The organism is Actinoallomurus sp. NPDC050550 (assembly GCF_040655075.1).
Lineage (GTDB): Bacteria > Actinomycetota > Actinomycetes > Streptosporangiales > Streptosporangiaceae > Actinoallomurus.
On sequence record NZ_JBFAJC010000014.1, the window covers coordinates 62306 to 87539 of the forward strand.

27 protein-coding genes and 2 pseudogenes are annotated in these 25234 nt (G+C 69.7%); 13 read left to right on the plus strand and 16 right to left on the minus strand.

Going from position 1 to position 25234, the window contains the following annotated elements; translation table 11 throughout:
- The first annotated feature begins 32 nt into the window (after positions 1–32).
- Positions 33–887: an NAD(P)H-binding protein gene (locus tag AB0I04_RS20775; RefSeq protein ID WP_360886683.1), complete on the plus strand. Its 855-nt coding sequence runs from the start codon at positions 33–35 to the stop codon at positions 885–887.
- Here AB0I04_RS20775 and AB0I04_RS20780 read toward each other — a convergent pair.
- Positions 874–1281, minus strand: coding sequence for an ATP-binding protein (locus AB0I04_RS20780; RefSeq protein WP_360886685.1), 408 nt, complete (start codon positions 1279–1281; stop codon positions 874–876). The genes AB0I04_RS20775 and AB0I04_RS20780 overlap by 14 nt on opposite strands.
- Entirely contained in the window at positions 1278–1535 is a 258-nt protein-coding gene (locus AB0I04_RS20785; protein ID WP_360886687.1) for a hypothetical protein, read from the minus strand. Before AB0I04_RS20785 ends, AB0I04_RS20780 begins: the two co-directional genes overlap by 4 nt.
- 152 nt (positions 1536–1687) lie before the next feature.
- Between AB0I04_RS20785 and AB0I04_RS20790 the strand changes: the two genes are divergently transcribed.
- Entirely contained in the window at positions 1688–2542 is an 855-nt protein-coding gene (locus AB0I04_RS20790; protein WP_360886689.1) for a Scr1 family TA system antitoxin-like transcriptional regulator, read from the plus strand.
- Positions 2539–2709 carry a DUF397 domain-containing protein gene (locus tag AB0I04_RS20795; protein ID WP_360886691.1) on the plus strand — a complete coding sequence of 57 codons (171 nt, stop codon included), beginning with the start codon at positions 2539–2541 and terminating at the stop codon, positions 2707–2709. The genes AB0I04_RS20790 and AB0I04_RS20795 overlap by 4 nt, the downstream gene beginning before the upstream one ends.
- 125 nt (positions 2710–2834) lie before the next feature.
- Here the strand turns inward: AB0I04_RS20795 and sigJ are convergent, their stop codons facing one another.
- Positions 2835–3776: an RNA polymerase sigma factor SigJ gene (gene sigJ, locus AB0I04_RS20800; protein WP_360886692.1), complete on the minus strand. Its 942-nt coding sequence runs from the start codon at positions 3774–3776 to the stop codon at positions 2835–2837.
- A 405-nt stretch (positions 3777–4181) separates the two neighbouring features.
- On the opposite strand from sigJ, the gene AB0I04_RS20805 reads away from it, so the two are divergent.
- Positions 4182–4499: a Tn3 family transposase gene (locus tag AB0I04_RS20805; RefSeq protein ID WP_360886694.1), complete on the plus strand. Its 318-nt coding sequence runs from the start codon at positions 4182–4184 to the stop codon at positions 4497–4499.
- A gap of 228 nt (positions 4500–4727) precedes the next feature.
- Positions 4728–5291, plus strand: a complete 564-nt coding sequence (locus AB0I04_RS20810; RefSeq protein WP_360886696.1) for a dihydrofolate reductase family protein — start codon at positions 4728–4730, stop codon at positions 5289–5291.
- A gap of 387 nt (positions 5292–5678) precedes the next feature.
- On the opposite strand, the gene AB0I04_RS20815 is transcribed toward AB0I04_RS20810, so the two are convergent.
- Entirely contained in the window at positions 5679–6812 is a 1134-nt protein-coding gene (locus tag AB0I04_RS20815) for an NAD(P)/FAD-dependent oxidoreductase (RefSeq protein ID WP_360886698.1), read from the minus strand.
- 144 nt (positions 6813–6956) lie between these two features.
- Here AB0I04_RS20815 and AB0I04_RS20820 point away from each other — a divergent pair, with 144 nt between their 5' ends.
- Both AB0I04_RS20820 and AB0I04_RS20825 read left to right on the plus strand, forming a co-directional pair.
- Positions 6957–7706 (plus strand): TetR/AcrR family transcriptional regulator, encoded by a 750-nt coding sequence (locus AB0I04_RS20820; RefSeq protein WP_360886700.1) that lies wholly within the window; start codon positions 6957–6959, stop codon positions 7704–7706.
- A gap of 315 nt (positions 7707–8021) precedes the next feature.
- On the plus strand, positions 8022–8174 hold the full coding sequence (locus AB0I04_RS20825) for an aldo/keto reductase (RefSeq protein WP_360886702.1): 153 nt from the start codon (positions 8022–8024) through the stop codon (positions 8172–8174).
- A 63-nt stretch (positions 8175–8237) separates the two neighbouring features.
- On the opposite strand, the gene AB0I04_RS20830 is transcribed toward AB0I04_RS20825, so the two are convergent.
- Positions 8238–9260, minus strand: coding sequence for a WYL domain-containing protein (locus AB0I04_RS20830; protein WP_360886704.1), 1023 nt, complete (start codon positions 9258–9260; stop codon positions 8238–8240).
- Between the two features lie 61 nt (positions 9261–9321).
- On the opposite strand from AB0I04_RS20830, the gene AB0I04_RS20835 reads away from it, so the two are divergent.
- The gene (locus tag AB0I04_RS20835; protein ID WP_360886706.1) at positions 9322–10584 is read left to right on the plus strand and encodes an MFS transporter; all 1263 of its coding nucleotides are present in this window, start codon (positions 9322–9324) and stop codon (positions 10582–10584) included.
- A gap of 135 nt (positions 10585–10719) precedes the next feature.
- Here AB0I04_RS20835 and AB0I04_RS20840 read toward each other — a convergent pair whose 3' ends face one another.
- A complete protein-coding gene (locus AB0I04_RS20840; RefSeq protein WP_360886708.1) occupies positions 10720–11613 on the minus strand; it encodes an NADP-dependent oxidoreductase in 894 nt (297 codons plus the stop codon).
- A gap of 70 nt (positions 11614–11683) precedes the next feature.
- Between AB0I04_RS20840 and AB0I04_RS20845 the strand changes: the two genes are divergently transcribed.
- Entirely contained in the window at positions 11684–12295 is a 612-nt protein-coding gene (locus tag AB0I04_RS20845) for a helix-turn-helix domain-containing protein (protein WP_360886710.1), read from the plus strand.
- 24 nt (positions 12296–12319) lie between these two features.
- Here AB0I04_RS20845 and AB0I04_RS20850 read toward each other — a convergent pair whose 3' ends face one another.
- The 6 genes from AB0I04_RS20850 to AB0I04_RS20875 all read right to left on the minus strand — a co-directional run bounded on the left by AB0I04_RS20850 (position 12320) and on the right by AB0I04_RS20875 (position 18388).
- The gene (locus tag AB0I04_RS20850) at positions 12320–12973 is read right to left on the minus strand and encodes a class I SAM-dependent methyltransferase (RefSeq protein WP_360886712.1); all 654 of its coding nucleotides are present in this window, start codon (positions 12971–12973) and stop codon (positions 12320–12322) included.
- 164 nt (positions 12974–13137) lie between these two features.
- Positions 13138–14340, minus strand: a complete 1203-nt coding sequence (locus AB0I04_RS20855) for an NAD(P)/FAD-dependent oxidoreductase (RefSeq protein ID WP_360886714.1) — start codon at positions 14338–14340, stop codon at positions 13138–13140.
- A 192-nt stretch (positions 14341–14532) separates the two neighbouring features.
- Positions 14533–15171 (minus strand): PadR family transcriptional regulator, encoded by a 639-nt coding sequence (locus tag AB0I04_RS20860; protein ID WP_360886715.1) that lies wholly within the window; start codon positions 15169–15171, stop codon positions 14533–14535.
- A 180-nt stretch (positions 15172–15351) separates the two neighbouring features.
- Positions 15352–15798: a hypothetical protein gene (locus AB0I04_RS20865; protein WP_360886717.1), complete on the minus strand. Its 447-nt coding sequence runs from the start codon at positions 15796–15798 to the stop codon at positions 15352–15354.
- A gap of 58 nt (positions 15799–15856) precedes the next feature.
- On the minus strand, positions 15857–16894 hold the full coding sequence (locus tag AB0I04_RS20870) for a tyrosine-type recombinase/integrase (protein WP_360886719.1): 1038 nt from the start codon (positions 16892–16894) through the stop codon (positions 15857–15859).
- A 54-nt stretch (positions 16895–16948) separates the two neighbouring features.
- Entirely contained in the window at positions 16949–18388 is a 1440-nt protein-coding gene (locus AB0I04_RS20875; RefSeq protein WP_360886720.1) for an MFS transporter, read from the minus strand.
- 141 nt (positions 18389–18529) lie between these two features.
- On the opposite strand from AB0I04_RS20875, the gene AB0I04_RS20880 reads away from it, so the two are divergent.
- Positions 18530–19537, plus strand: a complete 1008-nt coding sequence (locus AB0I04_RS20880) for a sigma-70 family RNA polymerase sigma factor (protein ID WP_360886722.1) — start codon at positions 18530–18532, stop codon at positions 19535–19537.
- 82 nt (positions 19538–19619) lie between these two features.
- Here AB0I04_RS20880 and AB0I04_RS20885 read toward each other — a convergent pair whose 3' ends face one another.
- From AB0I04_RS20885 to AB0I04_RS20895, 3 genes and pseudogenes are all read right to left on the minus strand, one after another.
- The gene (locus AB0I04_RS20885) at positions 19620–21032 is read right to left on the minus strand and encodes a Tn3 family transposase (protein WP_360886724.1); all 1413 of its coding nucleotides are present in this window, start codon (positions 21030–21032) and stop codon (positions 19620–19622) included.
- A 325-nt stretch (positions 21033–21357) separates the two neighbouring features.
- Positions 21358–21816: pseudogene (locus AB0I04_RS20890) on the minus strand (DUF4158 domain-containing protein); the annotation flags it as partial.
- Positions 21817–21963: 147 nt separating this feature from the next.
- The gene (locus AB0I04_RS20895; RefSeq protein ID WP_360886726.1) at positions 21964–22695 is read right to left on the minus strand and encodes an SDR family oxidoreductase; all 732 of its coding nucleotides are present in this window, start codon (positions 22693–22695) and stop codon (positions 21964–21966) included.
- 87 nt (positions 22696–22782) lie between these two features.
- Here AB0I04_RS20895 and AB0I04_RS20900 point away from each other — a divergent pair.
- The 3 genes and pseudogenes from AB0I04_RS20900 to AB0I04_RS20910 all read left to right on the plus strand — a co-directional run.
- A pseudogene (locus AB0I04_RS20900) lies at positions 22783–22893 on the plus strand (helix-turn-helix domain-containing protein); the annotation flags it as partial.
- A 123-nt stretch (positions 22894–23016) separates the two neighbouring features.
- Complete coding sequence (locus tag AB0I04_RS20905; protein WP_360886964.1) at positions 23017–23556, plus strand: hypothetical protein; 540 nt, start codon at positions 23017–23019, stop codon at positions 23554–23556.
- Between the two features lie 66 nt (positions 23557–23622).
- On the plus strand, positions 23623–24471 hold the full coding sequence (locus AB0I04_RS20910) for a MerR family transcriptional regulator (RefSeq protein WP_360886728.1): 849 nt from the start codon (positions 23623–23625) through the stop codon (positions 24469–24471).
- A 254-nt stretch (positions 24472–24725) separates the two neighbouring features.
- Here the strand turns inward: AB0I04_RS20910 and AB0I04_RS20915 are convergent, their stop codons facing one another.
- Positions 24726–25157: a Tn3 family transposase gene (locus AB0I04_RS20915; RefSeq protein WP_360886730.1), complete on the minus strand. Its 432-nt coding sequence runs from the start codon at positions 25155–25157 to the stop codon at positions 24726–24728.
- Positions 25158–25234: the final 77 nt, after the last annotated feature.

The window sequence follows — 25234 nt, forward strand, 5'->3', positions numbered from 1 at the left end:
CGTTAGACGGCAAACGACCTTAGGGAATCCCGATGATACTGGTCACCGGCGCCACCGGAAACGTCGGCCGTGAGCTCGTCCGGGAGCTCGCCGCCATAGACGCCGAGTTCCGCATCCTCGTCCGCGACCCCGCCCGCGCCGCCGCGCTGCCCGGACGCGCCGAGCGCGTCGTCGCGGACCTGGACGACCCGGCGACCCTGACGTCCGCCTTCGCCGGAGTCGACCGGCTGTTCCTGCTCACACCCGGAATCGGGATCGAGCAGACCGCCCGCGCCGTCGCCGCCGCCCGGGCGGCCGGAGTAGGCCGCATCGTCCACCTGTCGTCCTTCAACGTCCTCGGCGATCCGATGCCGGCCATGGGCCGCTGGCACCACGAACGAGAGGAGGCGATCCGCGCCTCCGGCATCCCCGCCACCTTCCTGCGGCCCGGGGGCTTCATGACCAACGCCTTCGACTGGCTGCCCACCATCCACGAGGAGGGCTTCATCCTGGACCCGATCGGCCCCGGCCGCTACGCGCCGATCGACCCGGCCGACATCGCGGCGGTCGCGGCCCTCGCCCTCACTGCGGACGGACACCAGGGCGAGGAGTACGTCCTCACCGGGGAGGAGACCTTCACCGTCACCGAGCAGGCCCGGATCCTGGCGGAGGCGATCGGCCGTCCCCTCGAGGTCCGCGAGGTGGCCACGCCGCAGGAGGCCGTACGCGCGCGGTTCCCCCACGGCGCGCCTCCCGCACTCGCCGACGCCATCATCGAAGGGTTCACGCTCATGCGCGCCGACACCACCGGATTCCGCACCGACACCGTACGGCGGCTGCTCGGGCGCGCGCCCGGCATCTTCGCCGACTGGTGCGCCCGCAACACCGCCGCCTTCACCGCCCGATAGCGACGGAGAACTCGGCCCACACCACCGTACGGGTGCCGTCCACGCGGTAGCCCCAGCACCGGGCCAGCGCCTCGACGATCCGCATCCCCCGCCCGCTCTCGCCCCCGTTCTCCGTCTTGAGACACGGGCGGGCCCCGCCGGCGCCGTCGTCGGTGACCTCCAGCCGGTACACGCCGCCGCACGCCAGGAGAACGACCGTCACCCGCCCGCCCGCCTGTCCGGAGGCGGTGTGGGTGACGGCGTTGCAGACCGTCTCACTGCCCACGGTGACCAGGTCGTCGAGGACCGGATGGTCGTACGGCAGCAGCTCCCGCAGGAAGGCCCGGGCGTGCGCCACGGACCTGCGCACGCCCGGCAGCGTGATCTCGCCGAGGACGACGGCCTCCCCTTTCATGCCGCGACCGCCGCCGCGATCCGCCGGGCCGCCTCCGGCACCGACGCGGCGTCCAGCTCGACGCCGCGCCACAGCAGCCGCCACCGATCCGGACGCGGTACGGCCAGCACGGCCTCCTTGCGTCCGCCCCGGCCCAGCACCCACAGCACCGCCTCACCGTGACCGGGCACGACGAGCAGCGACGTCACCGGCGTCGCCCGCAACTCCCACGCCAACCGCACCAGCAGCGCGTACCGCGTCTTCGACATCTGCACCGACGGCTCCCTTCCCTTTGCCGGGAGCCACCTTCGTTACCCGCCGCGGTAGACCGCAACAGCCGCTGACCTGGGACGAATGTTCGGCGGATGAACGTTCATCCAACTTCGTTCCGCACAAGGGGCGACACGGAACGTGACATCGTGGGCGGATGCCCTCCAGGAACATCCCATCCGCGCGCCTGCGCCGAATCGGTTCGGCCCTGCGCAAGGCCCGCGAGGATCGCAGGATGACCATGGACACGGCCTGCCGGCGCTACGGCCGATCCAAGGGCTGGCTCAGTGCCCTGGAAAACGGCCTGACCTCCATCGACCGGCAGGAGCTGGCCGATCTGCTCGACTTCTACGACGTCCCGGACGGCCCCCTCCGCGAGTCCCTGCTGCACCTCGCCGCCCACGATCCCGGCAAGAACTGGGAACGCATCCGAGAGGGGCGCATTTCCGCCGCCGCCCTCGACCTGGCCGGCCTCGAGGAGGACGCGGCGCTCATCCGTAATTTCGAGCCATGCGTCGTGCCGGGTCTCCTACAGACTCCCGACTACGCCCGCGCCCTCATGGCCGTCGGACCGGTCAGGCCGGCGCGCAACACCACTGCGTTGGTGGCGTTTCGGATGGCCCGGCAGAAGGTGCTGGCACGCCCGGATCCTCCCCGCTATGTGGCCGTGATCAGCGAGTCGGTATTCCACCACCAGGTCGGAGGGCCCGGCGTCATGCAAGTCCAGCTCCGTCGTCTTCGGGATGCGGTGCAGTCGGACACTGTGGCCCTCCACGTGCTTCCCAACTCCGCCGCGGCCCATCTGTGGCTCGCGGGCCCGTTCCATCTGCTGTCCCTGCGGCCGCCCGGAGACCTCACCGTGTCGGTCGTCGAGCAGTTCACCAAGAGCCTGTTCGTCGAGGACGACAAGGAGATCGCGCTGATCGAAAAGATCTTCTCCTTACTCCTGGAGGCCTCCCTGGATCAAGAAGGTTCTCTGAAGCTCATCGAACGACTAGCGTCACGGCCATGAGCACTCCGGAGCTGACGGACGCCCTGTGGCGTAAAACCCTCCACAGCGGCGGCGACGAAGGGAACTGCGTCGAACTTGCCGCAGTCTGGCGCAAGAGCAGCCGCAGCGGCGGCGACGAAGGCGAGTGCGTAGAGGTGGCCGTCACCTCGGCTACGGACGGCGACTGAGTCGGGCCAGGTGGGGTCGGTTTGCCCCACCTGGCCCGAAGCGAAGCGGTGTCGCTATCTCACTGGCCGGGCCGGTAGTCGCCGGCGAGCTGCTGGGTGATGACGTTCAAGCGGTTCCAGCTGTTTTATCGGCCCGTTGTCCACGGCCGGAGCTTTTCGGGGTTGCGTACCGCCCAGATGTGCGTGATCCGGTCGTCTGCGATGTCGAACGCGTACACCGTGACGGTGACGCCGTCGTGCAGGGCGACCAGGCCGGGCTGACCGTTGACCGTACGCTCCAGGAACGTCATGTTGCCGGGCGCCCGGCGGGCGATTTCGACCCAGGCGTGGGCGATCTGCTCGCCGCCTTCGATGGGGTCCAGGAAGGTGGTGGCGAGGCCGCCTCCGTCGGCGGTCGCCGTGGCGTCGGGGTCGAGGAGGCCGATTAGGGCGTCGATGTCCTTGGCCTCCCACGCCTGTTTGAAGGCCCTGACGATCCCGGCGTGCTGGGCTGCCGGGGTCGGGAGAGCCTGCGCGGCGCGGATGCGGCGGCGGGCCTCGGTGGCCAGCCGGCGGCAGGCCGCCGTGGTGCGGCCGACGACGTCGGCGATTTCAGTGAAGGGGTAGCGGAAGACGTCGTGGAGGATGAACGCGACGCGCTGGGCCGGGGTCATCGACTCGAGGACGACGAGGAAGGCCATGTTGACCGACTCGTCGAGGGTTACCCGGTCGGCCGGGTCGGTGGTGGTGGCGCCCGGCCGGCCGGTGATCCATTCGGTGGGTTCGGGTATCGGCTCGGGGATCCATTCGCCGACGTAGCGCTCGCGTCGGGCCCGCGCCGATCCGAGCAGGTCCAGGCAGATGCGGCTGGTGACGGTCGTCAGCCAGGCGCCGGGTGATTCGATGGCGTCCTGTTGCTGCTGCGACATGGCGTACCAGCGGGCGTAGGCCTCTTGTACCGCGTCCTCGGCCTCGGCCAGGGAGCCGAGGAGCCGGTAGGCGAGGTTGATCAGCTGGCGCCGCTCGCTCATGATCGCGCTCAGGCCCGGGTCGGGCCGGCCGTGTCCTGGATCGGATGGCGTGGTCATGGTGTCGCCGGCTCCCTTGGTCGCAGCTGCCTTCGCCGGTTCGACGAGACAGCGCACCGGATTGTGAGGCCCCTACCCGGCCCTCACCGGCGATCACCGCCATCGAATCTCATTGGATCCGAGCCGTCATGGGACCCCGGAAAGTCCGGGTTCATTGGACGCCCGCGGCGCCTATCGTCATTCGATCTCGATTCTCAACAGTCAGCCGTTGCCGTCCTGGCTCGCTTGCCGCACGTCCCGAAGCCGTTCGGAGACCCTCTCGGTTGCCGGCAGGGCCGCGCGAGGTAGTGGAGGTACTCCTCTCCTTGTGGACCAGCCCGGATCCCGGACGTGCGATGGCCACGGCGAAGTGGATCCCCATGCGGCCGAGCGGGGCCCTGGCTCGTTCCGTTGCTTTGTTGATTTTTGCATTACGCCCAGCAGGGCACCATCACCAAACCGCACCTGACCGGCCAGACCGAGCAAGCCTGGTGCCTGACCGTACTGACCAACGCGGTGATCACCTGGTCGACCGAGTACTACTCCCTGGCGGTCGGCCAGCTGCGCGCCCAGGGCCGCGACGTCCCCGCCGAACTGCTGGCCCACATCTCCCCGGCGCACAGCGAGAACATCAACTTCTTCGGCGTCATCACCGTCGGCGTCGAAGAGGAACTCGCCAAACTCGACCCGGCCGGCGGCTGGCGCCCGCTACGCCCGCAAGACTCCGGTCTGCTGTGGACCTGAGAGTCGGCGATCTCGCAGCAGTGACCTGTCGTCCTTGTCGGGCGGAAGGCAGGTCAAGGTCATGGCGGTCCGAGCGTCCTGGCGTCGGGTGTACGTACGGGGTTCCCTTCCGTACGCAGCATCCGCTTGGCGTGGTGGTGAACCGGCACTCGGTGTGGCCTGACCGATGATTTTTCCGCGCGGTGCTGGTCTTATACGCCGAGTACCGACTCACGGGAGGCTGACGCCATGCGGAGACTGACCTTCAGCATGAACCTGAGCCTGGACGGCTACATCGCCGCGCCCGGCGACGACCTCGGCTGGAGCGTGCCGAGCGACGAGCTGTTCCAGTGGTGGTCCGACCGGGTGGGGGCGACCGGTCTGGCGCTGTACGGGCGCAAACTGTGGGAGACGATGAGCTCCCACTGGCCGATCGCCGACCAGCAACCTGGCGCCACGCCGGCGGAGATCGAGTTCGCCCGCCGCTGGCGGGACATGCCGAAGGTGGTGTTCTCCTCGACGACCAGCACCGTCGACTGGAACACCCGCCTGGTCACCGGCGACGCGGTCACCGAGATCACCCGGCTCAAGGCCGAGGACGGTGGCCCCATGGACATCGGCGGCGCCACACTCGCCGCGGTGGCCATACGGGCCGGGCTGATCGACGAGTACGTGCTGGTCACCGCACCGGTCTTGGTGGGCAGCGGCACGCCGTTCTTTACGGCCCTGGACAACTGGGTGAACCTGACCCTGGTGGAGACCCGGACGTTCCCCGACGGCGTACTCCTGACCAGGTACGAGACCAGGCGCTGAGTACCCAACCGCGCGCCTACCGCTCCACCCTGCGCGCCCTGACCGCCGAGTTCGCCCCGCCCGGGACGGCGTTCTCCGTCGCCGAGCTCGACGCCGAGGACAACGTCGAACGTCTGACGGCCTGGTTCGGTGATCGGTGGAACCACCGGGCGGCCGCGACCTTCAACCGGCACCTGGACGCCCTGCGCTCGGCCATGTCCTTCTGGATCGACCAGGGCTGGCTCAGCACCGATCCGACCCGGCGGCGACCACTTGAGCCCAAGATCGTTTGACGACAGGGCGGCCGGTCAGGAGAACCCCGGCTGGCGACGGCCTACAAGGAGACCAGCCGGAACATGCCGGAAACGTGCCGTTCGGCCTTGAGGGCGTGGCTGGGAGGTTCTGAACCTATGCCGGCTCGGGTCGTTCCGGGTTCGGGACGAAGGCGGGTAGCGCGGCGAGGCTGTGGCGCACGGCCTCGCCCCCGTACTCGAACATCTGCCGCTCGTAGCCGTCGACCGCGGAGAGAAGATCTTGACGGCCCTCGGCGGCCTCAATTAGGCAGCGGCCCAGCAGGCCGGCATCGCGAAGGGCGGTGTTCGCACCGTTGCCGCCGGTCGGGGAGGTGGCGTGGATAGCGTCACCGAGCAGCGTGACCGGACCGGGCGCCCAGCGCTCACCCGGCTCGACCACCCGGATGGACAGCAGGGTGCTGTTGTCCGAGTCGGCCTGCTCGATGAGCGCCTGCAGGTCCGGGTGCCAACCGTTCATCCTGGACAGCGCGGCCTCCTGTGCCGTCAAGGTGCCGAGAGAGCCGTTCGGCGGGAGGACCATGGCCCAGCGCACGTAGTCATGGATGTCAGGGAGCGTTACTTCGGGTGCCAGTTTCTCCGCCGCTTCCTTTGGCGGAATGGGGAACCGCATCGCCCCGAGCAGCAGACTCACTCCGCCCCCGACGATCTTCCCGCCGTAGGCCCGGGACAGGCCGGCGAACTGCTCCGTCAGCGGCGTGCGGCCGATGACGAACCGAACGCCGGTGTCGGTCGGGGTGGTCTGCGGCGTCAGCACCTGGCGAACCGCGGAGCCGACCCCGTCCGCCCCGACGAGCAGATCGGCGGTTGCCGGATCGCGTTGCGCGAACCGGGCTTCGACCCTGCCGTTGTCCAACACGTCGTAACCGGTCAGCGCGGCCCCGGTGTGCACAGTGAGTCCGGTCAGCAGCAGGTGCCGGAGTACGTGCCGGTCAACCACGATCCCGCTCCTGGCGGGGCCGAGTTCGCCGATCTTGTTCAGCTGGGCGTCCAGGGCCAGTCGCTCAACGTAGGCGTCACTGACGACCGCGTCCAGCAGCGGGTGCCAACGCTGCGGCAGACAGCTATGCAGCGCCTCGAGTCCGACCGGATCCAGTACGAGCCGGTACCCCTGAAATCGTGCGGTGATCGCTGGGTCCCGCTCGTACACGTCGACCTCGATCCCGGCGCCACGCAGGGCCTGTGCCAAGCACAGACCCCCCAGGCCGGCCCCGGCAATGGAAACTCGCATCACACGCCTCCTGAACAGACTGTCCGAACCCTGCTCAGGACCTGAGCAGGGGTACGCGAACCACGCAGATACGAACTTAGTTCTGCATGAGCGATCTAAGTTCTACTTAGCGAACTTAGTTCGTGTCAAGCTATAGTGACCGGTATGCCCTCCGATCCCCGGCAACGCCGAGCAGCTCGTCACGCCCAGCCCGCTGGGGAGCCCTCAGCGGCGTCACCACGCAAGAAGCCCATCACGGTCGACCGGATCACCGACGCCGCCCTGCAAGTCGTGGCCACCGAGGGCTACGACGCACTGACCATCCGTCGAGTCGCCGCGGTACTCGGCACCGGGCCGTCGTCGCTGTACGCGCACATCGTCAGCAAAGAGGACATCGACGATCTGCTCGTCGGCCGGCTCTGCTCCGAGGTCGTGCTGCCCGAACCGGACCCGGCCAAGTGGCGCAAGCAGATCCTCGACGTGTACGCGCAGATCCGCGACCAGTACCTGAAATACCCCGGAGTCTCCCGTGCCGCGCTGGGCGTAGTCCCGACCAACCTCTCCACGTTGCGGGTCGAGGAAGGGCTTTTGGCGATCCTGCTCGCCGGCGGAATCGAACCGCAGAAGGCCGCCTGGGTGCTCGATGCTCTGTCCCTCTACGTCAGCGCCTACGCCTTGGAGCAGTCGCTGGTCCAGCAGCGGCGCAGACACCCGGACCAGGAATGGGTCCTTGGCCGCGAGGAGCTGATCCGCCGGTTCACCGCACTGCCGGCCGACACGTTTCCGCAGACCCGACGCTATGCCGCTGAGCTGACCTCCGGCACCGGACACGACCGGTTCGAGTTCACCCTCGGACTGATAATGGACAACCTCCCCCAGCTCCCGCCGACACCGGCATCCGACACCGCCGGATGAACGCCGCAGCCCGAGGCGGGTCTGTACCGGTGTGACTCCGGATCTTGGAAGGAGCACCTGCCGGAGCCGTCCCATCTCCCGGCAACGGCCGAGCCTACGGTGGCGGCGCACCGGCAGGGGCGGCGAGACCGCGTCGATCAGCGCCTGCCAGGCGATGGCCGGAGGCGGCGTCGCTCATCGGCCACTGCCTCGCCGCGGACTCCCATGGCCTCTACACCGGCAGGCCGAGGGTCTTGGCGCGTACGCCGGCCTGGAAGCGGGATTCGGCGCCGAGCAGGGCCATCAGCTCGGCCACCCGCCGCCGGTAGGTGCGCGGTGACATGCCCGCTGCTGGCACGGTCGGCGTCCATCCTGCTGATCCCCGGCACCTCAAGTGTCGAGCATCTGGAGGAGAACATCGCGGCGGCCGGGATCAGGCTGACCGAGGAGGATCTTTCAACCCTCGAAAAGGTGGCCCGGTCGGCCTGAGCCCGACGGCGGCCGGCGCACAGCGTCGTGGCCGCCTCCTCCTGGCCGTACTGATCGGGGACATTAGTGTCGCTCGGGGGCCTCTCTCCGGGTGAGAGATCGGGCCTTGCGAAGCCTGACGGCCAGTTGGCGAAGTGCGTCGCCGAGCTCGTTGGGCTCGATGTCGTAAAGGTCGGAGTCGAAGGTGACGAACAGGCCGGCGACCGCCATCCAGGACCAGCCGCCGATGGTGAGCGTGCAACGTCGCTCGTCGATATGTTCGACCACGGAGCCGCCGGGTGCCCAGCGGGCGACGACGCCGGCGGGCAGATCGATGGTTGCGCTGCCGCGGCACGGCCACTGGGCGGTGGTGTCGCCGCGGTCGGGGTTCTGAATCACGAGCCGGGTGAGGTCCTCGCCGGTCAGGGGCAGGGGCGTGAACAGCGCGCCGGCAGGGTTGCGTGGGGCGATCCTGTCGACGCGATAGGTGCCCCATTCACGGGTCCGCCGGTCGCGGGCGATGAGGTACCAGCGGCCGGCCCACACGACGAGATGGTGGGGCTCGACCTCCCGCGGCGGTGTGAAGTCCGGTTCACCGGGGTCCGGGATCAGCCCGTCGGGTGAGCGGTAGTCGAAGCGCAGCGTGTGGCGGGTGCGGATCGCCGCCCCCACGGCCTGCAGCGTCGCGACGTCAATGGGTGGGGCGGCGAACTCCCAGTAGTTGCGTAGAGCCGTGAGCTCGAACGCCTCAGACGCGGCCCGCAGCCGGGCGGGCATCACCTGCCGCAGCGTTGTCAATGCCCGGGTGACGGCGTCGTCGATGCCGGCGACGGTCGCGGGTGCGGTCTGCAGGGCGATCGCGATGGCGATCGCCTGGTCGTCGTCGAGGACCAGAGGCGGCAGCTTCCCGCCGCTCCCGAGCCGGTAGCCACCGCCGGGACCCTTGACCGCTTCGACGGGATACCCGAGCTCGCGCAGAGTGTGGACATCCCGCCGCAGGGTGCGGGCGCTCACGCCCAGTCGCGTGGCGAGCTCGGCGCCGAGCCACTCGGTTCGCGCCTCGAGCAAGGACAGCAGTCGCAGGATCCGCGCGGACGTGTCAGCCATACCGGCAGACTGACACCGGTAGCGGCCACTCGGTGACCGCCACTGGTGTCACGGTGCGGTCATGAGCACTGAGAACTCCTCCGTGGCGCCGTTCCATGCGTCGCCGTCGAGCATGACCGGCGGGCGCGCCGCCCTGGCGCTGCTCGTGGTCCTGTTCGCCTCGTTCATGGATCTGCTGGACGTCACGATCGTCACCGTCGCGGCGCCGTCCATCGCGATGCGGGTCCTGCAGGGCCTCGCGGGCGGGTTCATGGTCCCGCAGGTGTTCGGGATCATCCGTTCCTCGTTCGACCCTGCCTCGATGGCGAAGGCCTTCGGCGCGTACGGCGCCATCCAGGGCCTTGCCTCCGTCGCGGGGCCGCTGCTGGGTGGGGCACTGGTGGTCACCGACCTGTGGGGCCTGGCCTGGCGTACGATCTTCTGGGTCAACGTGCCCGTCGCCGTCGCCGCACTGGTTCTCGGGGTGCGGATACTGCCGGAGTCCACGGCCGAACGGCGTGCCCGGCTCGACGTGGCCGGGGCCGTGCTGTCCGCCCTGGCGATCACGCTGATCCTCCTGCCGCTGGTGCAGGGCCGGGACTGGGGCTGGCCTTGGTGGGGCTGGGTCCTGCTCGCCGCCGGTGTGGGCCTGCTGGGCGTGTTCGTCGTCTATGAGCGCGGGCTCGCGTCCCGCGGCGGTCAGCCGGTGCTGGACCCCAGGCTGCTGCGCATCAAGACCTTCACCGCGGGCCTGGCCGCGTCGGTTCTCTTCTTCGGCGCTCTCGGGTCGTTCTTCCTCGTGCTGTCGCTGTATCTGCAGGCGGGCACCGGGCGGTCCGCGTGGGACACCGGGCTGGTGATCTTTCCGTACGCGATCGGGTCGATCGTCACCTCCGGGCTCGGCGTCCAGCTCGCCGCCAAGGCCGGGCGCGTCCTGCTCGTGACCGGGTCGCTGGTCCTCGCCGTCTCTCAGGCCGTGATCTGGGTTCTGGTCCGCGACGGGGGACAGCCGGGTTACTGGCCGCTGGCGGCCGCGTTGTTCCTCGGTGGGCTCGGCCTCGGGCTGGCCGCGCCGATCCTGGTGAACGTCGTCCTCGCCGGCGTCCCCGGCCGGCACGCCGGTGCCGCCGGCGGAGCCCTGTCCACGGTCAATCAGATCGGCGGCGCCGTCGGGGTCGCCGTGCTGGGCACCGTCTTCTTCACTGCGCTCGCCCCCGCTCCTTCCGCGGCGGACGTGTTCGGAAGCGCCCTCGCCACCGTCCTGCCCTGGCAGGTCGTCGCCTACCTGGCCGCGGCCCTGCTGATGCTCGCCCTGCCCAAGACCGCCGGCGTCCACCAGACCTGACCCGCGCCGATCGTCGGCATCCCCAGAAGGAACGGCCCGGCATGTCCAGAGCGGAACCGAGCGGGAGGCATCAGCCGGCCGCGCGTTCATCGGATCGCACTGGTTGCCGGGCCGTGCGACTGCGCAGGAAACGGCTCAGACGAGCATGACGCGGCGCCCGCGCGTGTGGCCGGCGTGGCTGTCGATGTGCGCCGCCGCGGCCTCGGCGAGTGTGTATGACTTCTCGACCGGGATGTGGAGCCTTCCCCGCGAGATGAGGGCGGCGGCCTCGGCGAGCGCTGCCGGCATGCTCCCGGCCACGCCGGAGAATCGGACACCGAGCTCCGGCGCGCCGAGATCGGCGATGGAGATCACCTTCTGCGGATCCCCGGTCAGCTCGACGAGCTCGCGGATCACGCCCGAGCCGGCCAGATCGAGAGCCGCGTCGACATGGCCGAGCTGCCGCACCCTCTCGACCCAGCCCTCGCCGTACGTCGTGGCGAGGGCGCCCAGGCTGCGCAGATAGTCCTGGTTCGCGGCCCCAGCCGTGCCGATCACCGTGATGCCGCGGTCGCGGGCGATCTGCAGCACCGCCGATCCGACTCCCCCGGACGCACCGCTGACCAGCAGCGTCTGCCCGGACTGCACACCGACCTGGCGGATGATGCGCAGCGCGGTCTCCACCACCGACGGGTACCCGGCCGCCTCTTCGAACGTCAGACCCTCGGGCATACGGGCCCAGGCCGACAGCACGGCGAACTCGGCGTAGGTGCTCGAGCCTTCGCCGAACACGTGGTCGCCGACCTCGACCCCTTCGACGCCTTCGCCGACCTCGTCCACCACCCCGGAGGCGTCCAGCCCGACTCCGGCGGGCAACTCGATCGGATGGGCCTTCAGGATCTGGCCTTCACGAACCCTCCAGTCGGCGGGGTTCACGCCCGCCGCCCGCACGGCGATGCGTACCTGACCGGGGCCCGCGTGGGGCTCCTCGGCGTCCACGAGTCGCAGAACGTCCGGACCGCCGAACTCGGCGAAGCTCACTTTCTTCATGCGGTGGACCGTAGCACTAACGGTTAGCGTTTAAAAACGGTTCCACCTTTGTAGCTGATAGCGTTCGGGCATGACCGTGCCGTCCGGGCGCCGTGAGCGCAAGAAGGCCGCGACCCGCCAGAAGATCGCCGATGCCGCGCTGCGGCTCTTCCTGGAACGCGGGTACGACGCGGTGGGCATCCGTGACGTGGCCGCTGAGGCCGACGTGGCCGTCACCACGCTCTTCTCCCACTTCGCCTCGAAAGAGGCCCTGGTGTTCGAGCAGGACGAGGACTTCGAGCAACGCCTCACGCAGGCGGTCACCGGCCGGGCGCCGCACGAGCCGCTCATCCCTGCGCTGCGCCGCGAGATCCAGGCCCTGGTGCGACATTGCACGGCGGACGGCGCCGACCCGATCTGGCACATGATCGACGGATCACCTGCCCTGCGGGAGTACGAGGAGTCGATGAGGCTGCGCCATGCGGAGTCGCTGGCAACGGCCATCGCCGCCGATCTCGACCTGTCACGGGCCACAACGGCCTGCCGGGCGATCGCGAGGTTCGTGATCGACGCTTTTTCGCTGGCCCGTGTGGCGGCCGATCCGGAGGCCGCCGTGGATGAGATCTTCCGGATGATCGAGGCCGCCTGGGAGGTCACCTTTCCTCCAGCCGGCCCCGCAGGACGAGGCGGATGTCGGCGGTGAGGCCGGCTGGTATGTCGTCGGCGGTCATGAGGTCACGTCGGCCGGGTTGGTGGCGAGCACACAGGCGACGGGCGGGTCGAGCTCGAGGGTTTCGACCCGGAGATGGGTGAAGCCGGCCTGGGTGAGCATGTCCTGGAGCTCCTGGGCCGCTCGGGCCGTGGTGTCCCGGGTGGCGCCGGGGCAGCGGGGCTGGCTGACGAGCGCGATGCGTCCTGTGGGGCGGAGCAGGCGGCGCAGCTCATGAAGCCGCTCCACCGGGTCGGGCCAGAACCCCACGGAGTTGACGGCGAGGATGGCATCGAGCGGATCGCCGAAGCCCGGCAACTGTTCCACGGAGGCCTGCGTGAGGTGCACGCGGTGGGCGCGGATGGCGGCGGCGTTGCGACGGGCGGCGTGCCGGACCATGGCTTGGGAGTGGTCGATGCCGAAGACGTGGCCGCGGGTGGCGCGGCCGGCGAACTCGGCGATGGCGACGCCGGGACCGAAGCCGATCTCGAGTACCCGGTCGGTGGGCTGCACGTCCAGCAACGACACTGCCCAGATGTTGCGCTGCCGGTTGGAGGGGCGAAGAGCGAACATCCAGCCGTTCGCCCACCCGACGACGCCCCGGGGGTGATGGGCCTGGCGCACCAGATATCTGATCGCGCGTTGCTTGGGAGATGTACCTGCTGCCTGCATGATCGCCAGTCAACGGCTTCAAGTGCGCTTGAAGTCAAATGATGAGCAGTTGACGATCGGTGAGCCGGCGAGCCTACCGGCGTCGCCGAACAGGTCCCGGACCGCGGTCACCGTCGCCACCGGGCCTCTCGGCTCCGCGCCGGGCGCGGAGCCGAGGGGTCGATTCAGCGTCCGTGGGCGGGGGCCGGTTCCACGTGGGCGTCCCAGTCGATCCGGTGGCGGTACACCGGGCCGGTGGTCTTCTCCGGGTTCATGACCGTCCTGGTCAGGATCGGCATGAGCAGCGGGATCATGGCCTGGGCCACCGGGCCGGGCGCCTTGGCGTGGTTGATCTTCGCGGCGCGTGCGGCGATCATCTCCACCCGGCCGCGGCGCAGGTGCTCGTAGGCGGCGAAGGCGCTCGGCGCGTCGGGCAGGTCGCGCAGGCAGCGGGCGAGTTCGACGGCGCTCTCGATGGCCAGGGACGCGCCCTGGCCGGAGCTGTTGGACGGGGCGTGCACCGCGTCGCCGACCAGGACCATCCGGCCGCGGTGCCAGTGCGGGACCTTCGGCATGATCTGCAGCGCTCCGATGACCTGCAGCCGGTCCGCGCTGGTGCGCTCGACCAGCTGCCGGCCCGGGTCGTCGTCGCCGTACGCGTCGTGGAGCCGGCGCAGCCATTCCGCCGCCGGCACCGCGCGGGCCTCGGCGATGGGCAGGGGTGTGTGCCACGGCAGGTTGGCGCCCCATTCCGCGCCGCCGCCGGGGCGGGGCCGGTAGATGTAGTACGCGCGCTTGCCGAAGGCGAAGGTGATGCTGTCGGGGCCGCCGGGCACATCGCCGTCCACGATGGACTCGAAGCCGAGCATTCCGGTGTAGTTCGGGCCGGGCGCGTCCGGGTCGATGAGCCCGCGGACGGTCGAGCGGACGCCGTCGGCGCCGATGAGGACGTCGGCGGTGGCGGTGGTGCCGTCGGCGAACCGCGCGGTCACCCCTGAGGGGACCTCCTCCGCGCCGATCAGGCGTTTGCCGTGGACGACCGGGACGCCGTGCGCGACCGCGTGGTCGTGCAGGGCCCGGTGCAGGTCGGCGCGCCACATTAGGTGCAGGGGCGCCACCATGGGCACGTCGAAGCGCCGCTTGGCGCCCATCGCCATGATCATCCGGTGTAGCGGGCGGCCGGCGGCCAGGACGGCCTCGTCGGCGCCGACGACGCGGAGCGCGGCGACACCGTTCGGCGCCAGGGCGAGTGAGCCGCCGACGCCGTCCGCGGTGCTCGGGTACGCCTCGTACACGGTGGCCTCGATGCCCGCCTTGCGCAGCGCCACCGCCGCGACCGGCCCGGCGATCCCGCCGCCGATGACCAGTGCGCTCTTGACCTTCGTCATGGTTCCTCCATGCCGGGGACCGGCCGATCCCGGCCTCCGGCTGATCGATCCGGATCTCGTGCGTCCGAACCGGCTCCCACGGAGGAACCCGACTATCCTTTCGAGTGCCACCTCGTGGCCGGGCCTTCCGTGGGTTTCGGTTCGAGGATGACGGCCCCGGCGCGGTGTTGCCGCACCTCGCCGGGGCCGTTCCTATGTCGTCGTGTCGCTCCCCTCCCCCGGCTCGAACGGCATCCCGCCGGTCTCGTGCCAGGCCCGCCACTCCGGCAGGCTCGGGAACGTTCCGGATGTCAGCTCCGCCAGCAGCGAGCGGACCCAGGCGGTCTCCGCCGCCCGTACGGCCAGCTCGTACTCCCCCTCGATCAGGAACAGCCGCGGAACCTCCCGGCCGTAACGCGCCAGGTCCTCGCGCCGCCCGGCGAGGTCCTCCTCCAGCAGCGCGAGACGGCGTTCGAGCAGACGTACGGCCTCGTCCGGCGGCAGCACCGACAGCACCGACAGGCCGGCGGTGAACCGCAGCTGCTCCGGCTCCGGGGTGGAGACCAGCTCACGCACCCAGTCGGTGAGCTCCTCCCGGCCGGCGTCGGTGATCCGGTAAACGGTGCGCTCGGGGCGGCCGCCCTGCCGTGTGCTCCCGGCGGCCTCCAGCAGACCGTGCCTGGCCAGGTTCTGGACGACCGTGTACAGCGACCCCCACTTGATCTTCATGTCCTGGTCCTTGCCCCAGGCGCGCAGAGCGGAGGCCATCTCGTACGGGTGCATCGGCCGCTGGACGACCGCCGACAGGACGGCGAGCGCCAGCAGGTTGCCGACCTTCCGTCGCTTCGCCATCGCCCTCACCTCGCATCCGAATACTCGCCTACGAGTATACAGTCCGCTGGACGGCCCTTACGTGAGTGACGGCTTGATGCTGAGGGGTGGGCGCCGGCGGGTGGTGCCGGGCTGCCCTGGTCAGGGGGCGTGGTCATATTCGGCCGGAAATTCTCGATAAGCCCTTGAGCCCGGAGATCCTCAGCGGGGTTCGTCGCGTGTGGTCCAGCCGTGTTTGGTGATGAGCTTGGCCAGGACGTGGCGGAGCTGGTTGATGCGGTCGGCGGCGTCCGGGCCGCGGATGCCGATGGTAATACTGGTTTCGGTGGCGTGGTAGGTGGTGGCTCGGCCTTCGGCGGCGGTCCGTGCGGCGGCGTGGATGCGGCCGCGTAGGCGCATCAGTTTGCGTAGGTCGGTGGGGTCGAGGTCGTCGATGGTGAGGTAGCACAGGAACGGCCCGGGCTCGGTGAGGGGACCGTCGGGAAGGCCTTCGGCGAGTGCTTGGCGGATCTTTTCGCGGTCGCTGTTGCTCATGGGCCGTCTGCCGAGCCAGTCGGGCCAGCCGTCGCCGCGGAGCGGGACGGTGTGGGCGGACGGAGGTGGCTGCTCGGCGGGTTCCGGGGGGCTGGGCTGCGCGTCGGTGTCCATGTTCGTCCTGTGCCTTGGTGGGCGGGGGTTTCAGATGGTGACGATTTCGGTGCTCTGGTTACCGGTCGATGGTGAGATGGTCGAGCGCGGTGAGTTTGTCGTCGTCGGTGGGCTGGGTGTAGATGCGCAGGGTGTCGAGGCGGGCGTGGCCGCCGATCTCGGCGGCGGTGACCAGGTCGACGCCGCCGCGGATGAGCTGGGTGAAGAAGGTGTGCCGGCCGACGTGGGCAGTGATGTCGTCCTCCAGCCCGGCGGCGGTGGCGATGGCGGTGAAGACGGTGGAGGCGGCGCGGGTGGTCAGCCTCCCGCCCCGGCGGGACAGGAACAGCGCGGGGATGGTGGCGGCGTTCTTCCATGTCGGCCGCTCGTCCAGCCAGGTGGTGAGCGGGTCACGCAGGGCCTGGTGGATGGGTACTTCGCGGACCTTGCCGCCCTTGCCCCACACCCGCAGGACTCCTTTGCGGGCCGACATCCGCACGTCGGGGACGTCGAGGGCGACGCTGTCGCCGATGCGCAGCCCGGCGTAGAAGGGAAGCTTTGCGAGGAGCCGGTCGCGGGGGTGCGGCCAGGCTTCGATCGCCCGCAGCCAGCGGATCTGGGCGTTCTTGTCCAGTGCCCGGGGTGCGGTGCGCGGCAGGTCGTCGCGGCCGACCTCGGCTTTGCCGAGGCCGAGGCGGGTGTGGAAGTCGTCCAGGGCGGCCAGGGCGTTGTTGCTGTAGCGGACCGATCGTTTGGGGATGGCGTCGCGCAGCAGGTAGAGGCGGTAGTCGCGTACGGCCCAGTCGCGGGCGCGCGGGTTGGTGAGCGGGTCGCCCTTGGACCGCCGGTTGGAGGCCGGGTCGGCCAGCCAGGCCAGGTACATCCGTACCCGGGAGATGTAGGTGCGTTTGGTGTCGTCGGCGAGCGGCACATCGTCCAGGGCGGTGGCGTAGGCGGCGAGGAACTCGGCGTATTCCGCCGGCAGCGGTGTGGGCCGGGCGCCGCGCCGCCGCGGCGGTGTCTCGGCGGTCGAAGGCTCCGTGTTCTCGGAAGTAGTTGCGGGGGTTTGTGATCTGCCTGGGATCGTGTTCTCAGAAGTAAACTCCCGGTTGCTCACACCACGGGCGTCGACGCGCGCTCAAGCGGTGTTCGTCTTGGCTGCTGAGCGTGGTCATCCCCGGAGCACGGCGCTTGCCCTGCTGGCTACTCGCCGGGACATCGTGGTTGTCACCGTGCCCAATCCTGCCAGCACCGCAGCCACGATCATGGCTCCGCGATAGCCGGAGGCGACCGCGGAGGCAGTGGCGTACCCACCGGTCGCGGTGAACGCTGCCGAGGCCACTGCGACGCCGAACGCCGCGCCCACCTGTCGGACGGTGCTGAAAAGACCCGACGCGGTGCCGATGTCGGCGGGCTTGACCGAGCCGACGACCGACTTGGTCAGTGCGGGCACGGCGAATGTGAAGCCGACGGCTACGACCGCCATGGCCACCGCCAGTATCGGGTACCACAGCCCGGGACGCGAGAACACCGCCGGGATGGTCGTGCCTGCCGTCTGCAGCGTCATGCCGGTCATGATCATCGGCCGGGTGCCCACACGGTCGGTGGATGTGCCGGACCAGGGCCCGAGGGCAAGGGGCACCAGTCCGAGCGGCAGCAGGCGGAGCCCGGCTACCAGCGGACTGTCGCCCTGAGCGTCCTGGAAGAACTGCGCGGTGAAGAACACCAGGGCTGTCAACGACGCCGACTGGAGGAAGATGCCAGCGATGCCGGACGCGAAGGCGGTCTCGGTGAACAACCGCAGCGGAATGAGCGGCTGGCTCGCTCGACGCTGCCAGGCGAGCAGGGCGACCAGGGCCACGCCGCCGAGCACGAGTGAGCCGACCACCGCCCGGTCGCCCCAGCCGTCCGCGGCGGCGCGAACCACACCCCACACCAACGTCAGCACAGACGCACCGCCGAGGACCAGCCCGAGCAGGTCTAGCGCACGCCGCCCGCCCGGCCCACCGCCCTGAACGCCGCGGATGCGCAGCAGCACGGCTACCGCGGCCGCTACACCGATGGGTACGTTGATCCAGAAGATGTACGACCAGGAGAGCATCTGGGTGATGACTCCGCCGAAGACGGGTCCGAGCACGGTGGCGAGGCCGGTGACCGCGCCGAACACACCCTGCGCCCATCCTCGTCGTTCGGTTGGGAAGGCGGCGTTGATCAGGGCGAGCGCCGTGGGCATCGTCACGGCGGCGCCGATCCCCTGCACCGCTCTGGCTCCGATGAGCACTGCGCCGTTCGGCGCGAGCGCGCAGGCGACCGACGCTACGGCGAACAGCAGCAGACCACTCGCGTACACCCGTCGCCGGCCCCAGCGGTCTCCGAGCGCCGCCGCGGTCATCAGCAGTACGGCGAAGGTGAGTGTGTAGGCGTTGATTGTCCAGTCCAGTGTGGTGATCGAGGCATGCAGCGCGACCCGTAGTGTCGGCAGGGCCGTCGTCACTGCGAACAGGTCCAGGATCACCAGGAACGAACCGACACTCGCCAGCGCGAGCGTCCACCGCTGATCGGCGGTCAGTTGATTCGAGGGCGGTGCGGTGAGTGTCGATTGGGATGACATCGGTCTCCTCGGGTTGGCCGGCAGTGACACTGCTGGGTAGACCCGCTGGACGCCGAAAACCGGGCGCGCCCGGTTTTCGGCGCGGCCGGTGTCATCACAACTGGACGATTATGCGAGTTCGGACGCAGCGAGGATGGGGTCATGGACGAGGTGTTGCTGTCGGGAGCACGCGAGGGCGACGCGGAAGCGTTCGGCAAGCTCACCGAGCCGTACCGGAGGGAGCTTCAGGTGCACTGCTATCGGCTGGTGGGTTCGGTTGCCGAGGCCGAGGATCTGGTCCAGGAGACGCTGTTCGCGGCCTGGCGCGGGATCGGCGGTTTCGCGGGGCGTTCCTCGATACGCACCTGGTTGTACCGGATCGCGACCAACCGCTGCCTGAACGCGTTGCGTGATCGCAGCCACCGGCCGTCTCCGGTCGCCGCCCCGCCTCCGGTTCCGCTGCCTGAGCCGAACCGGCTCAGCGAGGTACCGTGGCTCGAGCCCTACCCCGACACGCTGACCGGGTTCGGCGAGCCGGTCCCTGGCCCAGAAGCGCGTGTGGAGAGCCGCGAGGCCGTATCACTCGCGTTCGTCGCCGCCGTACAGACCATGCCGCCGCGCCAGCGGGCCATCCTCGTGCTGCGCGACGTGCTCGGATTCCGAGGCGCCGAAGTCGCGGAGATGCTCGACACAACCGTGGACGCCGTCGCGAGCGGCCTCAAACGGGCCCGCAGCGCATTGGCGAATCGTGAGCAGTCGGCACACCCGCCGCTACCGAACTCCCCGACCGAGCGTCGCGTCATGGACGCGTTCGTCGCCGCCTTTGAGCGGTGCGACGTGCCCGCGCTGGTTGAGCTGCTCACCGACGACGCCTGGTTCACCATGCCACCACTGCCGCAGGAATACCAAGGCCGCGACGCCATCGCTGACTTCTTCGCCGAAATCGGCTTTGTGGGCGGCACTCGGCGGTTCCGCCTCATTCCGACCAGAGCCAACGGCCAGCCCGCATTCGGCCGCTATCTGCGCGACCCCTACGCCGGCATCGCCCGCGCGCACGGACTGACCGTGCTCACTCTCGACGGCGACCGTATAAGCCAAATCACGGCCTTCCTCGACACCGGCATGCTCCCGCGATTCGGCCTGCCCCGCATCCTGGCCGACAACGGATGAGCCCGCCGGGAGCGGCTCTGGAGACCTCGCCGTCCGGCACCGGCACCGGCACGGACTACCGGTAGATCACCCGTCACGCCTCTCACTCCTCATCGGGGTCGGCGGCGGCAGGGTAACGAAGATCGCGCAGCTGTTCGCCCAACTTAGGACGGTGGAACGGGTAGAAACCGTGGAAGTTGATGTGCTCAAACACCAGGGGGCTCAGCCGAGCGCGGATGTCGTGGCCGATGCCCAGGCCGCCAGCCTCCAACTGCTTGACCGCCGCGTCGATATACAACGAGTTCCACCAGGTGATGGCATTCAACCCCAGGCCCAACGCGCCGAGCTGGTCTTCCATCCCACGCTCATATCCGCGGCGAAGCTGGCCGAGGTTGCCGAAGAACACGCGCCGGGCCAGGTTGTGGCGGGACTCGCCGATGTTGAGCTGGGCGCCGATCATCCGCCGGTACTCTCCCACATGAATCACCTGAAGTAGGTGGAGGGTCTTGAAGATTCGGCCATAGTGGGCGAATGCCGACCCCAGGCCGGTAAGGCGACCCTCGGTCATCATCATCCGGATCAGGTCGTAGGCGCGGACCTGGCCGGTAGCCAGGGATCCGGCCACCCGGACCATGTCGTCCCATTGGCCAATGATCGCCGGGAGGGAGACACGGCGCAGGCCCAGGGTGTTGAAGTCGCCCCAGGCGTTGGCGTGCTTGTGGTCGCGGGTGAGGGTGCCCTCCAGCATCGCAGTGTCGATCCACCATAGTTGGGTGTCGGTGATGTCGGCGTGGCGGGGCGCGAACTGGTACCCGCACATCGCGAACATGCCGTACACCAGGTCGGAGTAGCTGCCCTGGTCGGTGGTGATCACCTCGGGGTGTTCGATCGCGTCGAGGCGGTGGATGGCGTCCAGGATGAACAGCGAGTCCCGCAGCGTGCCGCGGATCAGTAGGCCCCCAAGACCCATCACCTTGTCCGAGACGGTGTTCAACCAGGTCGAACCCCTCGGCCGCTTCCCGATACCGAAGTACAGAGGTGACGGGCGGGCAAACAGGGAGCGGACCGGGACCACAAACCGCATCCCGTCCACCGAGGCGACCAGCCCGCCGCCCCAATCCGCGGTGATGTCGATCGGGGCCTGGGTCTCGACCAGGCGGGCCGAGGCTGCGGCGATGCCCTCGCCGTGGAAGTTGCCCTTCTCCACTCCCAGCAGCCGGTGCTCGGTGAGCGCCAGCGTCCCCGGCTTGATGACGGGGACCAGGCCGACGTTGCACGAGCGGGCCACGGTCAGCGCGGCGAGGGTGATGTCCAGGTCGTCGCGACGCAGGTGCGACCCGGAGATGTGCCCCATCTGGTCGAACATGCCGGTCCTGGCGTGCACCTCCAGCGGCAGTTCGGGGTAGTCGATACGCGGCAGCAGGTCCTGGACGGCGTCGTGGACCGCCTTGAACCCTTCCGGCAGCGGCGCGGCCTCCAGCCGCGACATGTGCAGCCTGCCGCCCTTGATGCTCACCGAGGCGTTGCCGGCCAGCCATCTTCACCGGCGCCACCATCGAGCAATCCACCACCCCGGTACCCAGCCCCAACACATACGCCGACCGGTCGAATGCCTCCACCATGCCCGTACCCGACACCTTGGTCACCGCAGTGCGCATCCACTCCAGCACCGACACTTTCTTGCCGTCCGGTACCCGCAGCGTGGCCACCAGCTCCCCACGCATGTACGGCGGAGCCGCATCCACCAGCGTCTTGTTGATCGCCGCCAGCTCGACCCGCCGTACCTCGGTCACCAGCCGCGACAGCGTGCTGATCCCCGGTAGCAACACCCGGTTCTCAATCAGCCACAGCACCGCCCGGTCGAACAGCTCCCGCTTGGAGTCACGCGTCTTGCCCACCCGGGACGCGATGAACGCGGCCACCTCGGCCTCGGCGTCACCGAACTCCCGGTACCCCAGCAGCTCCCGGATCTGCGTCGCGTGGTCGTAGGGCGTCTGCCACCGGTCGCCGTACTGCTTCACCGCCGTCCAGTCCCCGACCCCGAGCTGCTCGGCGACGTACCTGATCACCACCTCCGGTACGTCGACCGGACCGGAGTCGGTCAGGAACGTGCCGAGCATCCGCACCGTTCCCCACTGGACCGACCATCCGAGCCGGTTGTGCAGGCCACGCCGGATCCGCGCCTCCGTCAGCGCGGCCTCATCCAGGAAGAAGAACTTCTCCAACTCCTCAGGCGTCGGGTCCGCCACGAACCGGCCGTACCGGCCCACCTGCTCCACAGACAAGTACTCATGCGGCACGGAACGTCACCGTAGGAGAACAACCCGCCACTACCCGGCGGTATGCCCAAACTGAAACCGGCTCATCTCGCTACCGCCCCCAACACCCCCACCGCCTGCGGCCAGGGCTTATCGAGAATTCCCGGCCGGATATGACCACGGCCCCGGTCAGGCGCCGGCGGCGCCGTCGACCGGCAGGATCGCGCCGGTCACGTACGAGGCGCGGTCGCTGAGCAGCCAGGCGGCCGCCTCGGCGATCTCCCGGGGCTCGGCCATCCGGCCCAGCGGGATCCTTGCGGTCATCCCCTCGATGATGCCGGGAGTCGCCGCTTCCCAGTCGTCGATCATTTCGGTGGCGGTGCCGCCGGGGGTGATGCCGTTCACCCGGATGCCTGCGGGGGCCCAGTCGACCGCGGCGGTCTCGGTGAGGCTGTTGAGCGCGCGCTTCATCGCCCCATAGGCGGGCAGGGCGGGGTTGGCGCGACGGCTGCCGATGCTGGAGGTGTTGACGATGGCCCCGCCGCCGTTGCGTCGCATGAGTGCGGCCTCGGCGTTCATGGCGGTCCAGTGCGCGCGGAGGTTCACGGCGAACTGCTCGTCGATGTCCTCGTCGGTGGTCGCGTCGACCGGGCCGGGCTGCTGAATCACCGCGCCGTTGTTGAAGGCGCCGTCGAGCCGTCCGTGCAACTCCCCGACGCGGTCGACCGCCACGCGGATGCTCGCACGGTCGGCGAGGTCCAGGGTGACGGCGTCGGCGACGCCGCCGTCGGCTCGGATCTCGGTCACGATCCGCTCAAGGGCGTCGGTGCTGCGGGCGGCCAGCACGACCTTTGCGCCTTCCCGCGCAAAGAGCCGGGCCGCGGCAGCGCCGATGCCACGGCTGGCGCCGGTGATGAACACGACCTTGCCGTTCAGCAGGCCGATGGATTCCTCCGCAGCCGCCGCGAACGGCTCCGGCCCGAAGACGTCGGTCTCCCCTCAGGCCCGCGACGCCGGACACCGGGCCTGCGGCGCGAGGAGGTCGCGGTCCTCGCGCACATCTCCACGGAGTACTACGTTCGCCTCGAACAGGGCAGAGCGGCCTCAAGACCCTCGGGCGAGGTCCTCGCCGGGATCGCAGGCGCACTGCTGCTCACGGACACCGAATCCGATCACCTCCACGTCCTGGCGGGCACCGCGCCGAGCCGTTCCAGGCTGCACCGGTGCGACGTCCGCCCGAGCATCCTCGCCCTGCTCGAGCGGCTGCCCCAGACAGCCGGCTTCGTCATGTCCGCCGCGTTCGAGGTGCTCGCCTGGAACGACCTCGCCGCCGCCCTCATGGAGGACTTCGCCGCACTCGCCCCCAGGGACCGCAACCTCGCACGCAGGGTATTCCTCGGATCAGAACGCGCCGGCGCGCCGCTGTACGGGGTCGCCAACACCGCCGAGTTCCGGCACCAGGCCGTCATGGGGTTGCGTGCCGCCCTCGCCCGCTACCCCACCGACCCCGCGGTCACCGGACTCATCGACGAACTCCGCGACGCCAGCCCCGACTTCGCCCGCCTCTGGGACCGACATGACGTGCAGGCCGCACCCACCCTCACCAAAACCTTCCGCCACCCGGCCGTCGGAGAGATCACCGTCGACTGCGACTCACTCGCACTCACCGAACGCGACCAGCACCTCGTGCTCTACAGCGCCCCGCACGGATCCCCGAGCGCCGAAGCGCTGGCCCTTCTGAACGTCCTCGGAACCTCGGCTGCCGCCGAGTACCGGCAGTAGCGGGACGGTCCGCGGCGCACGTCTTTGCCGGCACATCCGCTCCTCCCCACGGGCCATACTGAGCCGGTGACGAGTGACGCCCACGAGGAGGGACCGATCCGCACCGGGGAGGCCGCCGAGCCGGCCGGATCCGGCGGCCTCACCGTCGGCCGGGCCGCCTCTCTCGTCGGGGTCAGCGTCAAGACGCTGCACCACTGGGACTCGATCGGCCTCGTACGCCCGAGCGAGCGGACCTGGGCCGGGTACCGGGTGTACTCGGGCGACGACGTCGCCCGGATCCACCGGGTCCTCGTCTACCGGGAGCTGGGTTTTCCGCTCGCCGAGATCGGCCGGATCCTCGATGCCCCGGGCACCGACGCGCGTCACCACCTGCGCCGGCAGCGGTCACAGCTGATGGAACGCATCGACCGCCTGCAGAAGATGGTCGGCGCGGTCGATCGCATGCTGGAGGCGTCGAAGACGGGGATGCGGCTGACTCCGGAGGAGCAGGTCGAGATCTTCGGCGACGACTGGCAGCCCGCCTGGGTCGAGGAGGCCGAGGACCGCTGGGGCGACAGCGCGCAGTGGGCGCAGTACGCCGAGCGGGCCGACCGGATGACACCAGAGGACTGGAAGGACATCGCGGCCACGACCGACGCGTTGAACACCGACCTCGCCGCCGCCAAGCGCGCCGGCGTCGCGCCCGGCTCCGACGAGGCGAACGCCCTCGTGGAGCGGCACCGCGCACTGCTCTCGCGGTACTTCGACTGCACGCACGCGATGCAGGCGTGCATCGGGCGGACGTTCGTCGACGATCCCGGATACGCCGAATACTTCGACACGGCCGCACCAGGCCTGGCCGTCTGGCTGCGCGACGCGATCTTCGCGAACGCCGCGGCCCACGGAGTCGACCCGGAGTCCGCGATCTGGGAGTGACCGCGCGAGGCCACCGGCTCGCCCGCACCGGCACTCCTCCGGACACGTGTGCCTACGCCCTCGAGGAACATTGGAACGAAAAACGGCGCTAAGCCCGAAAGCTGCTGTTCGGAGCGCCACGGAACGGATCGCTCGGACAGTGCCTGTGATCTGCAACATACGCGGCACCGAGTGACGTGGTCCGTACAGGCGCGGCCGGTCGGTGCGATCGTGCAGCAGAAGCGGCTGATCAGCGCGAAGTAGTGGCCACGCCGCTAGTGAGCCGGGTTGTGTGGATCCGGTAGGCCTTGCGCTGGGCCGGGGACGCCTGGTCGGTGCCCAGCGCCGCGGCGGCCGTGGAACAGGTCCCGGCCGAGGGCGTGGCGGCCTTCCTGGACGTTGCCCTGCGCTTTCATGGTGCGCCGGTAGCCGGGTTCGTCGGCCATCCGCAGCACGTGCAGGGTTTTGTGGATCCGGCCGTAGTGAGCGATCGCTTCGCCGAGCGGGGTGGGGTTTCCGTCGCGGGAGAGCATCCGGATCACCTCGTGCGCGCGGACGGTGCCGGTGTGGATGGAGGCGATCACCCGCAGGATGTCCTCCCAGTGCCGGGTGATCCGCTGCAGGTCGATCTCGGCACGCGAGAACCCCGTGCCCGGGAAACTGCCATACGCCGACGCCTGGTCATCGGACAGGAACTCAACCGGCAACGCATCTCTCCTGCTGCTGCAACCCACCCACCGCGGCGGAACCGCGAGCACCTCACCAGCACCCCAGGCCTCTGGTC

What these genes read in the sequence shown, in the direction of transcription:
- AB0I04_RS20790 (WP_360886689.1), top strand. Translation starts at nt 1,688, where the DNA reads ATGCCCTCCAGGAACATCCCATCCGCGCGCCTGCGCCGAATCGGTTCG.
- AB0I04_RS20830 (WP_360886704.1), bottom strand. Translation starts at nt 9,260, where the DNA reads ATGGCTGACACGTCCGCGCGGATCCTGCGACTGCTGTCCTTGCTCGAG.
- AB0I04_RS20795 (WP_360886691.1), top strand. Translation starts at nt 2,539, where the DNA reads ATGAGCACTCCGGAGCTGACGGACGCCCTGTGGCGTAAAACCCTCCAC.
- AB0I04_RS20845 (WP_360886710.1), top strand. Translation starts at nt 11,684, where the DNA reads ATGACCGTGCCGTCCGGGCGCCGTGAGCGCAAGAAGGCCGCGACCCGC.
- AB0I04_RS20875 (WP_360886720.1), bottom strand. Translation starts at nt 18,388, where the DNA reads ATGTCATCCCAATCGACACTCACCGCACCGCCCTCGAATCAACTGACC.
- sigJ (WP_360886692.1), bottom strand. Translation starts at nt 3,776, where the DNA reads ATGACCACGCCATCCGATCCAGGACACGGCCGGCCCGACCCGGGCCTG.
- AB0I04_RS20880 (WP_360886722.1), top strand. Translation starts at nt 18,530, where the DNA reads ATGGACGAGGTGTTGCTGTCGGGAGCACGCGAGGGCGACGCGGAAGCG.
- AB0I04_RS20865 (WP_360886717.1), bottom strand. Translation starts at nt 15,798, where the DNA reads ATGGACACCGACGCGCAGCCCAGCCCCCCGGAACCCGCCGAGCAGCCA.
- AB0I04_RS20850 (WP_360886712.1), bottom strand. Translation starts at nt 12,973, where the DNA reads ATGCAGGCAGCAGGTACATCTCCCAAGCAACGCGCGATCAGATATCTG.
- AB0I04_RS20815 (WP_360886698.1), bottom strand. Translation starts at nt 6,812, where the DNA reads ATGCGAGTTTCCATTGCCGGGGCCGGCCTGGGGGGTCTGTGCTTGGCA.
- AB0I04_RS20775 (WP_360886683.1), top strand. Translation starts at nt 33, where the DNA reads ATGATACTGGTCACCGGCGCCACCGGAAACGTCGGCCGTGAGCTCGTC.
- AB0I04_RS20860 (WP_360886715.1), bottom strand. Translation starts at nt 15,171, where the DNA reads ATGGCGAAGCGACGGAAGGTCGGCAACCTGCTGGCGCTCGCCGTCCTG.
- AB0I04_RS20840 (WP_360886708.1), bottom strand. Translation starts at nt 11,613, where the DNA reads ATGAAGAAAGTGAGCTTCGCCGAGTTCGGCGGTCCGGACGTTCTGCGA.
- AB0I04_RS20810 (WP_360886696.1), top strand. Translation starts at nt 4,728, where the DNA reads ATGCGGAGACTGACCTTCAGCATGAACCTGAGCCTGGACGGCTACATC.
- AB0I04_RS20855 (WP_360886714.1), bottom strand. Translation starts at nt 14,340, where the DNA reads ATGACGAAGGTCAAGAGCGCACTGGTCATCGGCGGCGGGATCGCCGGG.
- AB0I04_RS20780 (WP_360886685.1), bottom strand. Translation starts at nt 1,281, where the DNA reads ATGAAAGGGGAGGCCGTCGTCCTCGGCGAGATCACGCTGCCGGGCGTG.
- AB0I04_RS20820 (WP_360886700.1), top strand. Translation starts at nt 6,957, where the DNA reads ATGCCCTCCGATCCCCGGCAACGCCGAGCAGCTCGTCACGCCCAGCCC.
- AB0I04_RS20835 (WP_360886706.1), top strand. Translation starts at nt 9,322, where the DNA reads ATGAGCACTGAGAACTCCTCCGTGGCGCCGTTCCATGCGTCGCCGTCG.